Annotated in this window: 13 protein-coding genes; 6 read left to right on the forward strand and 7 right to left on the reverse strand. The window is 49.5% G+C overall.

The annotated features are described in order from the left end of the window. Window positions 1-75: 75 nt before the first annotated feature. The 6 genes from abc-f (at window position 76) to AYO36_RS09600 (ending at window position 8,105) form a co-directional block, all read left to right on the forward strand. Complete coding sequence (abc-f, locus tag AYO36_RS09575) at window positions 76-1,875, forward strand: ribosomal protection-like ABC-F family protein (RefSeq protein WP_064300272.1); 1,800 nt, start codon at window positions 76-78, stop codon at window positions 1,873-1,875. Between the two features lie 196 nt (window positions 1,876-2,071). Further along, window positions 2,072-3,535, forward strand: coding sequence for an alanine/glycine:cation symporter family protein (locus AYO36_RS09580; protein WP_064300273.1), 1,464 nt, complete (start codon window positions 2,072-2,074; stop codon window positions 3,533-3,535). Window positions 3,536-3,672: 137 nt separating this feature from the next. Then, window positions 3,673-4,566, forward strand: a complete 894-nt coding sequence (locus AYO36_RS09585; protein ID WP_023467607.1) for a diacylglycerol/lipid kinase family protein — start codon at window positions 3,673-3,675, stop codon at window positions 4,564-4,566. Window positions 4,567-4,811: 245 nt separating this feature from the next. Then, window positions 4,812-5,528, forward strand: coding sequence for a M23 family metallopeptidase (locus AYO36_RS09590; protein WP_023467606.1), 717 nt, complete (start codon window positions 4,812-4,814; stop codon window positions 5,526-5,528). A gap of 116 nt (window positions 5,529-5,644) precedes the next feature. Then, the gene (locus tag AYO36_RS09595) at window positions 5,645-7,618 is read left to right on the forward strand and encodes a penicillin-binding transpeptidase domain-containing protein (protein WP_064300274.1); all 1,974 of its coding nucleotides are present in this window, start codon (window positions 5,645-5,647) and stop codon (window positions 7,616-7,618) included. A gap of 16 nt (window positions 7,619-7,634) precedes the next feature. Next, window positions 7,635-8,105 (forward strand): GNAT family N-acetyltransferase, encoded by a 471-nt coding sequence (locus tag AYO36_RS09600; protein ID WP_064300275.1) that lies wholly within the window; start codon window positions 7,635-7,637, stop codon window positions 8,103-8,105. 263 nt (window positions 8,106-8,368) lie between these two features. Here AYO36_RS09600 and trpA read toward each other — a convergent pair whose 3' ends face one another. The 7 genes from trpA to trpE are packed head-to-tail and all read right to left on the reverse strand — an operon-like array spanning window position 8,369 to window position 14,654. Further along, window positions 8,369-9,151: a tryptophan synthase subunit alpha gene (gene trpA, locus AYO36_RS09605; RefSeq protein WP_047390833.1), complete on the reverse strand. Its 783-nt coding sequence runs from the start codon at window positions 9,149-9,151 to the stop codon at window positions 8,369-8,371. Further along, window positions 9,151-10,347, reverse strand: a complete 1,197-nt coding sequence (gene trpB, locus AYO36_RS09610; protein ID WP_023467602.1) for a tryptophan synthase subunit beta — start codon at window positions 10,345-10,347, stop codon at window positions 9,151-9,153. Before trpB ends, trpA begins: the two co-directional genes overlap by 1 nt. Continuing rightward, window positions 10,344-10,913, reverse strand: a complete 570-nt coding sequence (locus AYO36_RS09615; protein WP_064300276.1) for a phosphoribosylanthranilate isomerase — start codon at window positions 10,911-10,913, stop codon at window positions 10,344-10,346. The genes trpB and AYO36_RS09615 overlap by 4 nt, the downstream gene beginning before the upstream one ends. Next, window positions 10,910-11,677 (reverse strand): indole-3-glycerol phosphate synthase TrpC, encoded by a 768-nt coding sequence (gene trpC / locus AYO36_RS09620; protein ID WP_064300277.1) that lies wholly within the window; start codon window positions 11,675-11,677, stop codon window positions 10,910-10,912. Before trpC ends, AYO36_RS09615 begins: the two co-directional genes overlap by 4 nt. Beyond that, complete coding sequence (trpD, locus tag AYO36_RS17020; protein ID WP_035409058.1) at window positions 11,674-12,690, reverse strand: anthranilate phosphoribosyltransferase; 1,017 nt, start codon at window positions 12,688-12,690, stop codon at window positions 11,674-11,676. The genes trpC and trpD overlap by 4 nt, the downstream gene beginning before the upstream one ends. 6 nt (window positions 12,691-12,696) lie before the next feature. Further along, entirely contained in the window at window positions 12,697-13,263 is a 567-nt protein-coding gene (locus AYO36_RS17025) for an anthranilate synthase component II (protein WP_064300278.1), read from the reverse strand. After that, a complete protein-coding gene (gene trpE / locus AYO36_RS09635) occupies window positions 13,260-14,654 on the reverse strand; it encodes an anthranilate synthase component I (RefSeq protein WP_064300279.1) in 1,395 nt (464 codons plus the stop codon). The genes AYO36_RS17025 and trpE overlap by 4 nt, the downstream gene beginning before the upstream one ends. Between the last annotated feature and the right edge of the window lie 15 nt (window positions 14,655-14,669).

Here is a 14,669-nt window from a genome sequence, read left to right on the forward strand (position 1 = left end):
CGCATCTTTCACACATGATGGAGAGTGCTATTTGCGCTCTCCTTTTTTTGATGCGCGCGAAAGGATCAATTGATTATGATGATTTGCGACATTCAACACCTAACCAAACAATTCGGAGGCGAAACGATCTTAACGGATGTTTCCCTCTTCTTAAACGAACACGACCGTGTCGGTCTAATTGGACGAAACGGGAGTGGCAAGACGACATTACTCCGCTTGCTCGCTCGCCTTGAGCAACCGGACGGTGGTGTCATCTATCAAAAGAGCGGTTTGACGATCGGCTATTTGGAACAACTTCCTGTATATAGTGAGACGATGACCGGACTCGACGTCCTTTGGACAGCGTTTGAAGACATCCTCGCGATCCGTTCTCGAATGCAACAGTTGGAGCAAATGATGGCGACAGCACCAGAGAATCTGGATGCGTTACTCGCACGATATGCGGAAGCGACGAATGCGTTCGAACAAAAGGATGGCTATCTACTCGACTCGAAAATCGAGCGCATGGTGAACGGGTTACACCTTCGTCCGTTACTCACTCGTCCTTTCCACCAGTTGAGCGGTGGTGAACAGACGAAGATTTGTCTCGGTCGCATGTTACTCATGGAGCCAAATCTGCTCATTCTTGACGAACCGACGAACCATCTTGATTTAGCTGCCGTGGAATGGCTAGAGCAGTTCTTACGGGACTACACAGGAACCATCCTGCTCGTCTCTCACGACCGGGTCTTCTTAGACGCCGTCGTCACCTCGATCGTTGAACTCGAGGACGGTGAACTGACAACCTATATAGGGAATTACAGCGCGTTCGTCGTCGAACGAGAACGTCGCTTGATGGAACAGTTCCACGCCTACCAAGAGCAACAGAAAAAAATAAAGAAAATGAAGGAAGCGATTCGTCGACTCCGGCAATGGGCAAACGAAGCGTCTCCACCGAGTGAGAAATTATTCCGTAAAGCAAAATCAATGGAACGAGCACTCGAGCGGATCGAACGGATTAAACGACCACAACTCGAAGCCAAAACCGCTGATGTCTCCTTCTCTTCCACTGATCACACGAGCCAAGTCGTCTTTCGCGCTGAAGAACTCTCGTTTGCTTACGGAATTCGCCACATTTTTGATGACGTCTCGTTCGAGATCATGGCACAGGATCGGATCGCGATCGTCGGAACGAATGGGAGTGGGAAATCGACGTTGCTCTCACTGCTGCTTGACGAATTATCACCAGAGGCAGGCACACTCACGCGTGGACCATCGAATCGGATCGGTTGCCTGTCCCAGCATGCCCATTTCGAGGAGGACGCGCGGTTAATCGACTGGTTTAGAGACCGGATTGCCGTTCCAGAAGCGGAAGCCCGCCATATCCTAGCCCGGTTCCTGTTCTTTGGACCAACTGTCTTTCGGTCCATTTTGTCACTGAGCGGAGGCGAACGTGTGCGATTGCAACTCGCCGTCCTCGTTCATTCGTCGGTCAATGTATTAATTCTCGACGAGCCGACGAACCATCTCGATATTGAATCAAGAGAGACACTCGAAGAAGCACTCGAGAATTTTTCTGGTACATTGATTGCCGTCTCACACGACCGCTATTTCTTAAATCGGCTTTTTCCGCAGATCCTGTGGCTCGAAAATGGTCTGACGCGTTATCATGGTACGTATACGTATGCTCAACAGAAGCGTACTGAGTTCGCTACGTCTTCCTCACTCCACGTAACCCCTCAAAAACCAAAACGCTTGTCACAACATGAGTTAGAAGTGCAGATCGAGCGGCTTGAACAGAAATTAGCAAAACGTGAAAAACCGACCGATACCGTTTCTAAAAGCATCCAACAGCAACTCGATGACCTATACGAACAATTGCTACAGTTTGGATGATTTAGCTTTACTTGCCTGTCACTCTCGATACCGAGAGTGGCAGTTTTTTCGTTCACCTACAATGTTTTTAACTCCTAACATTTAGCTAACTTTATTAAGTTTTAAAATTTTATTTTATTTTGTTGTTGCTTATTATCTGAAAATTCGTATAATTTAGCGTATAGCTTTTATTATTCTTTGGGAGGAATACACCATCATGAACGCCATTCAGCAAGTCATTCAAGGAAGTGTCGATTACGCCAACAACATTTTATGGTCGTATGTATTAATCGCCGTATTGATCGGCGGCGGGATCTACTTCACGATCCGAACTGGCTTCATCCAATTCACTTACTTAAAAGAGATGTTCCGCGTCACGCTCGATAAAAGTGAACAAACAACAGACGATAAAGGAGAAAGCATCACTTCTCTCCAGTCATTCTTCATCGGTGCGGCGACACGGATCGGTACGGGTAACCTTGCCGGTGTCACGATTGCCGTCACACTCGGCGGACCAGGTGCCGTCTTCTGGATGTGGATGGTCGCTCTCTTAGGGGGCGCGACGGCTCTCATCGAAAGTACACTGGCTCAAGTCTATAAAGTACGCGATACGAAATCGAACGCATACCGTGGTGGTCCTGCCTACTACATCGAAAAAGGCTTGAAGAACCGAGCTCTCGGAATCGTCTTTGCAATCTTGATTGCTGTGACGTTCGGCCTTATCTTCAACTCCGTTCAATCAAACACGATTGCCGCTGCCTTTGACAATGCGTTCGGTATCAACACAGCTGTCGTCGGCGCAGCACTCGTCGTCTTGACGGGACTCGTCATCTTTGGTGGTGTCCACCGTGTCGCGAAGTTCTCTGCAATCATCGTTCCTATCATGGCAGGTCTCTACTTGATTGCTGCTCTTTATGTCGTCGTTACGAACCTGACGGAACTTCCTGGTGTGTTCGCAATGATTTTCAAAAGTGCCTTCGGAATCGAGCAAGCATTCGGTGGCTCGGTCGGTGCTGCAATCTCACTCGGTGTCAAACGCGGATTGTTCTCAAACGAAGCGGGAATGGGGTCTGCTCCGAACGCTGCGGCGGCGGCTGAAGTCTCTCACCCAGCAAAACAAGGTTTCTTACAAACACTTGGTGTATTCCTTGATACGTTGATCGTCTGTACAGCGACAGCAACGATTATTCTCCTCAGTGATAGTTATGCTGCTGGAAATGGCGAAGGAATCGGCATGTTGCAAAACGCGCTCTCCGAAGAATTTGGTGCAATTGCCCCACCATTCATCGCACTCAGCGTCTTCTTGTTTGCTTTTAGTTCGATCGTTGGTAGTTACTACTACGGTGAGACGAACATCGAGTTCATCAAACAAAGTCCAGCAGCCGTCTTCGGTTTCCGGATTGCGACAATGGGCTTCGTCTTCATCGGATCTGTTCTCAGCCTCGGTATGGTATGGAGTTTTGCCGATCTCTTCATGGCAGGCATGACATTAATCAATATGACAGCGATCCTCCTCTTGAGCGGCATCGCTCTCAAAGTCATCAAAGATTATCAGGAACAACGGAAACAGGGACTCGATCCTGTCTTCTCAGCAAAAGCACTCGGGATTGAAAATACGGAGTGTTGGGACGTTGAAGAAGAAGCTCGTCCTGCTGCTGGTGAAGTGCCGCCATCACAATAATTTAACTCTGAGTTCAAACTTCAACACCGAGGAAGCCATGTGCCTACTCGGTGTTTTTATTTGTAAAAAAGAATTTGGATTATGTTTTCATCGGACAGGGAAAAAGTCAACAGATTGTCCCGAAGGAGGAATTCATCTTGTCTCAAGCCATGTTGATCATCAACCCGTCTTCTGGTAAAGAACTCGGAAAAAAACACGCGACGCTCGCTGAAGAGACGCTTGCTACTCGCTTTGAAACCGTCGACGTTCGGTTCACGGAAAAAGAACACGATGCGACGGAATTTGCGCGTCATGCTGCCCAGTCTAATTACGATGCTGTCATCGCCATGGGAGGTGACGGAACGGTCAATGAAGTCATCACCGGAATTGCCGAACAACCGCATCGCCCAACACTCGGGATCGTGCCACTCGGAACGGTCAATGACTTATCGCGCGCATTACACATTCCGACGGATCCCGAAGAGGCGATTCAGATTCTAGCTGACGCCCCTGCCCGACCGCTCGATATCGGTAAATATGATGACCATTACTTCATGAACGTCATCGCTGTTGGTCTGATTGCAGAAGCCGTCGAGGAGGTCAGTGTCGAACAAAAAACGTCACTCGGATCGGTCGCTTATTTCATTGAAGGTCTAAAAGCCTTCAAGGATCATAGCCCCTATCCGATTGAAATTGATTCTGCTGAGAAACAATTTGATGGAGAAGCACACTTGTTGATTATCGCCTTGACGAATTCCGTCGGAGGGTTCGAATCCTTTGCAGAAGACGCAAAAGTCGATGATGGACTGTTGCATGGGTTCATCATTACGAAGCTTGGATTCTTTGATGCGCTCCAAGCATTACCCAAACTCATCACGGGGGGATTATCAAAAGCCGATCAAATCGAACACTTCACGACGACACGTGTCGAAATTCGCTCGAAAGAAGAATTGCCGATTAATGCCGATGGGGATACAGCAGGTCATGTTCCTGTGACTGTCGAAGTGCTCCCGCAACATTTAACCGTGTTTTCACCCTCTTCTGCTGAATAACAGTATAGGTTCATCGAAAAAAGAACTGACTCTTTGTCAGTTCTTTTTTACTTATTAATCCATTACAATATATGTTAACAAAGCGTAATTTTGAAACATATTTGAAATATTTTCGTGTTATTGACGATGCTATAATCATCTCAGGCGAAAAATCATTCTTTAAAATAAATAAATATACATAAATTCTTACAATTTTGTAATGATCCGTTCTGTCGCTTCAGATTTTTAAGGAGGAAAAACACTCAATGAAACGTTTACTTACAACAATGACAATGACAGCTTTGGTAGTTTCAGGTTTTGCAACAACGAGTGCTTCGAAAGTTGAAGCTGCAACGACATATAAGGTAAAGGTCACAGCAGACGGGCTTCGTGTCCGTACAGGTCCATCAACAGCTTATAAAATCGTCGGTAGCGTCAATACAGGACAGACATTCAATTATCTCGGTGTTTCCGGTTCATGGACAAAAATTTCATACGGTGGCGCATCACGCTACGTTTCTTCTACATACGTAAAAAAATACAGCACAACGACTTCGTCAAAAGCAACGACTGGCTTCTCGCGTCCAGCAAGCGGTCCAATCACGCAAGGATATGGTGCTGCAAGTGGCGTTTACGGTTATACGTTCCATAACGGCATCGATATCGGTGCTCCAACAGGCACACCTGTCTATGCATCGGCTGCTGGTAAAGTCATCACATCCCGTTATTACGGCGCATACGGAAATCACGTCATGATGACGCATACCGTCAATGGCATTCAATATACGACGGTGTATGCACACTTAAACAGTCGCTCTGTCTCAGTCGGACAAACGATTGCTAAAGGATCGAAAATCGGTACGATTGGTGCGACAGGTAACGCATTCGGTGCGCACCTCCACTTCGAAATGCATCGCGGTCCTTACGTCTACAGCGGAACGTCTGCTGCAAACAGTGTCAATCCACTCAATTACTTCAACTAAGCTTGATTCACCGGACTTCTCCCCATGAGAAGTCCGGTTTTGTGTTTCAGATGAAATCTCCTGACAGGAATGGTACGGTATGGTTATGAGTCTAATCCACAACGGAGGCGAAACACATGAAACGAACGATCCCCTTTCTTTTATCAGCGACGTTTGGTGTGACGTTACTTGCCGGATGTCAAGATCAGCCGACACCCGAAGAACGTCTTGATGCCTACATCAAACTTTGGGAAAAACAAGATTACGATAAGATGTATACGTACGCGAGTACGGCTACTAAAAAGGAATACGGAAAAAAAGAATTCATCGACCGGACAAAACAGTTGTCGAAATCGCTTGATATCAAAAAGTTATCCGTCGAGCGAAAAAAAACGAAGGAAGCAACGGATGACGAAAAAGCGTCCCTTCCCGTACGAATCTCCTTTGATACGGTTGCAGGAGCCGTTGCTTATGATAAACAAGTCCCGTTAACATTCGAGAAACAAGGAGAAACAGAAAACTGGTTCATTGACTGGGACTCTTCGTTTGTTCTAAAAGACTTTAAGAAAGAAGACAAGGTTCAACTACAAACCGTTGAAGGGAAACGCGGTGATTTGCTCGACGCGAACGATAAACCGCTCGCGACCTCGGGTAAAGGATATGCTGTCGGCGCCACTGCAGGACAACTTAAAGATGTTGAACAAGTTGCCGAGTTGCTCGACCGCCCGACCTCATCGGTCGAAGATTCCTTAAAAGCAAGTTGGGTTAAGGACGGACAATTCGTTCCGCTCAAAACACTGACCGACGAAACAACGGTATCGAAATTGCGTGATATTCCAGGTATCAGCGTCAAAGAGACGGAAGTCCGAACATATCCACTCGGGAAGGCCGCTTCACACTTGATCGGTTATATCGGTTCGGCGACAGCAGACGAGATTAAAGAATCGAAAAATAAAATCCAAGCTGGCGAACAGGTCGGGAAACGGGGTCTCGAACAAGTTCTTGATGATCGCTTACGTGGTGAAGCCGGAGCTTCGATCATTCTACAAAAGAAAGACGGATCAAGCGTTACTGTCGCTGAAACGAAACCGGCGGATGGTGAGGATATCCCGTTGACGATTGATGCTACGCTTCAGAAAAAGACGTATGACACGATGAAAGAGGATCCAGGAACGGCATCGGCAATCGATCCGCGGACTGGTGAGACACGTGTCTTACTCAGCTCCCCTGGCTTTGATCCTTCTGAATTCATGTCAGGGATCTCGCAAGCGCGACTCGATGAATTGACGCAGGATCCGGATCAACCATTGTTGAACCGATTCACGAGTGCTTTCGCACCCGGTTCGACCCAAAAACCCCTAACGGCCGCGGTTGGTTTAAAGAGTGGAACACTCGACCCGGAAAAAGCCTATACAATCAATGGACTGAAAAATAAGATCGATGGTTTTAACGTCACGCGGATTCACGAGACGCCAGCACCCGTTAATCTGCACAATGCGCTCGTTTATTCAGACAACATCTATTTCGCCCGCTCAACACTCGAACAGGTCGGAACGAAGGCGTTCACGTCTGGACTTGAAGCACTCGGATACGGAGAGAAACTACCGTTTGCGTATCCGTTACGCGCTTCTCAAATCTCAAACGACGGGACAATCGCTTCAGATGGACAGCTGATGGATACGTCCTACGGACAAGGACAGATGCTGACGAACATTCTCCATCTAACGTCGATGTATGAAATTTTCCTGACAGATGGAACAATCTATCGCCCGACCCTTTTACAAGAGGAAAAAACGAAGCAAGTCTTCAAAAAGGATCTGCTGGATGCAAAAGACGCGAAGATGATCCGCGATGATCTTTATGACGTCGTCCATAACGGTTACACGCTCCCAGCTGACATCAAGGAAGTCGATGTTGCCGGTAAGACCGGTACGGCAGAATTGAAAAAAGCAGGCGAAACCGATGGAAAAGAAAATGGCTTCTTCGTCGGTTACGACAACGACAAAAAAGATCTTCTCGTTGCCATCATGATTGAATCGGTCGAAAAAGAAGATCGTGGCAGTCCGTATGTATCGGGACTCGTCGCCGAAGTACTCAAACAAAATCGATGATTGGAGTGATTGCTTGATGATCCGCACGAGCCGTATTTCAGACCTTCCTGCCCTGCTTTCCTTGACGGCAGAGACGTTCTTGCACCATCAACGATTATCGCCTCACTTTCATCCAGATGTAACGACACCGTACACGCTGGAGTCTTTAAGTCAGATGGTGGAAGCAGAACAACAACTCTGTCTGACAGCGCTTGACGGAGAAACACTCGTTGGTTACTTGTTCGGCAAGTGGACTGCGCCAGCATCCGATCGATTTACACCAGTCCGGATCTTGAACATCACCGACGTCGGTGTCACCTCATCCCATCGTTCATTCGGAATTGGTCGCCAGTTAATGCAGGCTGCAGAAGAACTCGCACTCGAGCGAAAGGTCGATGCTGTTCGCTTAAACGTTTGGGCGGTCAACGACCGTGCCGCCACGTTTTATGAGGAACTTGGATTTGAACCGCTGTATACCAACTTGCAGAAGTCGCTCGTTCAACAGTGACATCTATACGAAAAAGGGGCTGACTCAAAAAAAGAATGACGCGTCTTTTCACGCCCTTTCCTCAGGCGAGACACAAGCCCGCTTCCCTGCTTCATTTAAGCAGGAAAGCGGGTCTTGTTCGTCTCTAAAGCGCATAAATGCGCCTGATCCTGTAAGAGTGGTGTGTGACGCGTCATTCTTTTTGTTACGAGATAAGGGTGGCAGATCATCATTCTGCCACCCTTATCTTTGTAGAGACTGTCCTTTGAGTCAGGTCCTTTTTATTAATGCGACGGCGTCGCCGCAAGACGTGCTGCCATCAACTGTTGAATTGTTTCTCGATCGTTCTGGTGCAGTAAATCGACGATTTTACTGCCGACGATGACCCCCGAGACTGGGCGGCTCAATTGTTTGACGTGTTCCGGTGTACTGATCCCGAACCCGGCAAGTACAGGTACTGGACTGTTTGCTGCGACGTTCGCTAAGTGGTCTTCAAGCGCCGTATCAAACGTCGTCTGTCCACCTGTCGTTCCGTTGACCGTGACCGCATAGAGGAATCCTTCACTTTTATCGGCAATCTTTTGAATCCGCTCCATCGGACTCGTCAAGGAGACGAGCTGGACGAGCGCGATGTCCGATTTGTCCTCTTGCTCGAAGAACTGTTCGCTCTGCTCAAGCGGCAAATCAGGAATAATCAGTCCGTCGACCCCGACTTCGCGACATGTCGCTAGAAACGCCGTTAATCCGTAGCGGAAAATCGGATTTAAGTACGTCATCAAGACGACAGGAACATCGACGGTCTGACGAGCAACGCGAACTGCCTCGAGGACATCCTTCAGTCCAACGTTCGCTTCTAGTGCGCGAAGTCCCGCTTCTTGAATGACTGGACCGTCAGCGACAGGATCCGAAAACGGAACACCGACTTCAATCGCTGTCGCTCCGGATTCAGCGAGAAACGACAGGATTTCCGGGAGTTGATCAATCCCTCCGTCTCCCCCCATGACGTACGGAATGAAGGCTTTCTCCCCTTTGCTCGTAACGGTACGAATGGCTGTTTCTAATCGCATCACGCTTCCCCCTTTAGTGCGTTTCTGACAGTGACGACGTCTTTATCGCCCCGTCCTGATAAGCAGATGACGAGAATCTCTTCCTTGTCCATCTCTGCCGCGAGTTGAGTCGCGTAGGCAATCGCGTGTGCCGACTCAAGTGCCGGGATGATTCCCTCCTTGCGGCTCAACAACTGGAGTGCTTCCAGTGCTTGTTCATCGGTCACCGCTTCATATTGGACGCGACCGATATCTTTTAGCAAGCTATGCTCCGGTCCGACGCCCGGGTAATCGAGTCCAGCTGAGATCGAGTGTGCTTCCTGTACTTGACCGTGTGCATCCTGTAAGAGATACATCATCGAGCCATGCAAGACACCGACCTCTCCTTTTGTCATCGTCGCTGCGTGTTTCTCTGTGTCGATTCCGCTGCCCGCCGCTTCAATGCCATACAATTTTACATCTGTATCATCGATGAACGGGTGGAACATCCCGATCGCATTACTCCCACCGCCGACACAAGCGACGATCGCCTCTGGTAGACGCCCCTCTTTTTCGATGATTTGGCGTCGTGTCTCTTTTCCGATGACCGCTTGGAAATCACGGACGAGTTGCGGGAATGGGTGTGGTCCGAGAACAGAACCCATCAAGTAATGCGTGTCTTCGACATGTTTGACCCAGTAGCGGAGTGCTTCATTGACGGCATCTTTGAGTGTCCGACTGCCTTGTGTGACTGGGATGACGGTTGCTCCAAGTAACTCCATCCGGAAGACGTTCAATTCTTGACGACGCACGTCCTCTTCTCCCATGAAGATGACACATTCGAGATCGAGTAAGGCACAGACCGTCGCTGTCGCGACACCGTGTTGTCCTGCCCCTGTCTCAGCAACAATTTTTCGTTTCCCCATCCGTTCAGCCAATAACGCTTGACCGATCGTATTGTTGATTTTATGGGCACCGGTATGGTTCAAGTCTTCTCGTTTCAAGTAGATCTTTGCGCCACCGATCGTTTGCGTCAAATGTTCGGCAAAATAAAGTGGTGTTTCACGTCCGACGTATTCTTTCAATAATTCGTCCATCCGCGCTTGAAACGCTGGATCTTCTTTTACGGTTGCGTAAGCTTCTTCGAGTTCGATCACCGCGTGCATCAATGTTTCCGGGATGTAGCGCCCTCCGTATTTACCGTATTGTCCGAGTGTATCCGGTTGTGCGTAGCTCATGCTTCTCTCTCCTTTACGGCATCTGCGAATGCCTGCATTTTGATGGGATCTTTCCGTCCATCCGTCTCGATGCCACTTGAGACATCGACGGCGAACGGGTGATATCGTTTGATTGCTTCTCCGACGTTTCCTGCTGTCAAGCCACCGGCAATGAATAGTGGACGATCGGCTTGAATGTCTCGTGACCAGTCGAATGTCTCGCCACTTCCAGCAACCGGTGCGTCGACGAGCAAATACTCCGTCTGTTGCTCTATTTCTGCGATGTCCGTCACGGGAATCGCTTGAATGACGGGAACTGGTATCTCTCCGTCCGGAATGACACCATGAATTTGGACGAGATCCAGTTCTACCTGTTCGACGGCGTCGGTCACCTGCTGATAGGTCGGGGAGACGAAGACACCGACGACCTGGACCGTTTTTGGAATGTCGCGTCTGAGACGCGCCGCCTCTTCTAGCGTGACCTGTCGTTTACTTTTAGCAAAGATAAAGCCGATGTAGTCTGCTAAGCGAACTGCCACTTCGACATGTTCTCCTTCCCGGAGACCACAGAACTTAATCCGTGTCATACGCGAACGCCACTTACTTCTCGGATGAAGACTTGCGGATCGTCTGCTCGCATCAACGTCTCGCCGACGAGGATACCGTCTGCACCGGCAGCGTGTAATCGCTGTGCTTCCTCGACCGTCTTGATGCCACTCTCACTGATATACCGGACGTCCGGTTGTTTTTGTTCGAGTAATCCGACCGATGTCTGTAAATCGACTTCGAACTTTTTCAAGTTCCGATTGTTGATGCCAATGATTTGTGCACCGATCGCCTCTGCCCGGCGTAACTCCTCTTCGTCATGGACTTCGACTAAGACCTCAAGTCCTTCCGCGTAAGCATATGCATACAAGTCAGCAAGCGTCTCCTGCTCGAGAGCGGCGACGATCAAGAGAATCAACCGTGCCCCATGTGCTTTTGCCCGGTCAATTTGAATCCGATCAATCATGAAATCCTTACAAAGCACCGGGATGTCGACTGCTGCAGCGACTGCCGCTAAATCGTCCATCGATCCTTTGAAGTACGTCTCGTCCGTCAAGACAGAGATGACAGTCGCCCCACTCGCTTCATATTGTTTGGCCTGAGCGATGACGTCGACTTCGAGTGCGATGTCACCTTTTGATGGCGAAGCTCGTTTGATTTCCGAGATGACGGATAAATCCGCTCCTGCTAGTCGTTGCTTAATCGACGGCTTCAATGCCTCCCGATCAATCCGTTCGACACCAGTTAATTTTAATTGCAGGACTTCTGCTCGTTTCGTTTCGATGATGCGATCTAAGATATTCATCCGATTGCTTCCTCCCGTGTCATTTGTCGTAATTGATTCAATCGTTCCATCGCCCGTCCTGAATCGATGCTATCTGCTGCTAAGGCAATCCCTTCTTCGATCGTCTTCGCTCGATTTGCTGCAAAGAGGGCAATTCCGGCATTGAGTAGGACCGTGTCGCGATAAGCGCCATGCTCACCACCAAGGACTTGCAATAAAATCGTCGCATTCTCTTGTGCACTACCTCCACGGATCGCTTCAAGCGGTGCGGTCTTCAGTCCGACTTCCTCCGGATGAAGACTGAAGCGGATCAGCTCACCTTCGTCGAGTAAGACAAGTTGGTTCGTTCCGGCAAGGGACGCTTCATCCATTCCATTCGCACCGTGCAAGACGATTGCCCGCTTCCGCCCGAGTCGGTGTAATGTCAACGCCATCGTCTCGAGCATATCCTCCCGGTAAATTCCTAATAGTTGTGTCTTGAGCGGGACCGGATTCGTCAACGGCCCGATCAAGTTAAAGATCGTTGGAATCCGCAGATCGCGTCGGACCTTCATGATTTGCTTGACGCGTGGGTGCATCCGTTGCGCAAACAAGAAGGCGATTCCGTTCGACTCGAGCTGTTCTGCTAAACGTTCCGGTGTCGCATCGAGCGAAACCCCGAGTGCTTCGAGCACATCAGCGCTGCCCGTTTTACTCGAGACACTCCGATTCCCGTGCTTCGCGACTTTCATGCCGGCACCTGCCAGAACGAAGGCGGCTGTCGTACTGATGTTGAACGATTGTGAGCCGTCGCCTCCAGTGCCGCAGTTATCCATGAAATCGCCGGTGACCGGAATGTCGAGGGCGACCTCGCGCATGATTGAAGCGAGACCGGCTAATTCTTCTGCAGTCTCCCCTTTTGCTTTCAATGCGACGAGAAAAGCGGCAATTTCGCTATCGGTCACGTCTTCCGCAAATAGTTCGCGTGCTGCCTGTTGCATCTCTTCATATCGTAAATGTTTTGCTTCTGCTAATTTCAATAACGTCTCTTTCATCGTTCGTCACTCCTTTGTCAATTCAATGAATCGTTTAATCATCTGCTGTCCTTGTGGTGTTCCGACAGATTCAGGATGGAACTGGATTCCGAACGTCGGATGCGTCCGGTGCTCGAGTGCCATGATCGTCCGGTCATCCGTTTCTGCTGTGATGACGAGCTCCGTCGGTAAGTCGTTGCGAGCGACGATCAGCGAATGATAGCGCATGACCTCTAACGTTTCCGTCATTTCGTCGAAGAGTTGTCCCGATTGTCGAATCATCGATGTCTTCCCGTGCATGATGACTGGTGCTTCGACGACGCGTCCTCCGAATGCTTCGCCGATTGCCTGATGTCCGAGACAGACACCGAGAATCGGTACTCGACCCGATAATTGACGAATGAGATCGATGCAGATACCAGCGTCAGCCGGGCGACCGGGACCGGGTGAGAGGATGATGCCGTCTGGTTTCATCTCGCGTAGTTCTTCGATGCTGACCGCATCGTTTCGAATGACGTGAACGTCCGAATAAACGGATGCGTATTGGTATAGGTTATAGGTAAAAGAATCATAATTATCAATTAGGACGATCATTTCCAAACCTCCAGTAGTGATTTCGCTTTGTGTAACGTCTCCTGGTACTCAAGGCGTGGAATCGAGTCGTAGACGATGCCAGCTCCTGCTTGAACAGAAGCGACACCATCCTTGATCACCATCGTCCGGATCGCGAGGGCAAAATCCATATTCCCTCGAACATCGAAATAGCCGACCGCCCCGGCATATACTTCTCGTTTCACCTGTTCGTACTGGTCAATCAGCTGCATCGCTCGAATTTTCGGAGCTCCCGTGACCGTCCCAGCTGGTAGACAAGAGACGAGTGCGTCTGCTCCGGTCTTTCCGTCTGCTAACGTGCCTTCAACGACAGAAACGAGGTGCATGACGTTCTTGAAGCGCTCGATTTGCATGAATCGCGTCACCTCGACGGTACCAATCTGACAAATCCGACCGAGGTCGTTGCGTCCGAGATCGACAAGCATCCGGTGCTCGGCTCGTTCCTTCTCATCGTGAAGCAACTCCTCTGCCAGTCGTTCGTCCTCTTCTTTCGTCTTCCCCCGGCGGCGTGTGCCGGCAATCGGATTCGTCGTCACTCGATTCCCTTTGACTTGGACCAAACTTTCCGGGGAGGCCCCGAGTACGATCGCTTCGCCTAAGTCGATATAGAAGAGATAAGGGCTTGGATTGTCCTTGCGGAGCTTCCGGTAAAACTGGAACGGGTCACCTGAGAATGTCGCATCGAGGCGTTGTGAGAGAACGAGTTGGAAGACGTCGCCTTGGCGGATATGTTTCTTTGCTTGTTCGACGAGTCCTTCAAACGTCTCTTGATCCATCAACGGTTCATAGACGACATCCCGGAGAGGACGCTCGATATCCGTTCGCTCCCGTGGTTGCTCAAGTTGTGCTTTTCGTTCTGCTAAACGTTGACGTAATTCATCACGATCAGTGATGCCACCGAGCGACGTCTGAATCAAATGAACACGATGTTCGAGATGATCGAACAGGATGATTTGGTCGTATACAGCGAGTAGCGCGTCCGGTAGTTGTCTCGTTCGCTCTGGAATATCACCAAGCGTTTCATAGGCGCGCATCATGTCGTAACCGACATATCCGATCCCACCCGCTAAAAACGGAAGGTCTTCTTCGACGCCACCCCGGAGGATCATCTGTTGCATCAGTCGTACTGGATCACCCGTTTCCTGCGTCAATCGACCTGTCGTCAACTGTTCCCGCGTCACGGTCCGTCCCTCTGCGCGAATCATCTCCACCGGATCAACACCGATGATCGAATACCGTCCTTGATCCGTATGCGCAGAACTTTCAAGCAAACATTTCTGTGTTCCGCTCAGTTGTTGAAAAATCATGATCGGCGTCATCTCGTCGCCGTTTAGTTCAAGTTGTTCGATGATAAGTGTGTCTGTCTGAACCATCCCTGTTCGCCTCCT

The organism is Exiguobacterium sp. KKBO11 (assembly GCF_001644945.1).
Classification (GTDB): Bacteria; Bacillota; Bacilli; order Exiguobacteriales; family Exiguobacteriaceae; genus Exiguobacterium_A; species Exiguobacterium_A abrahamii.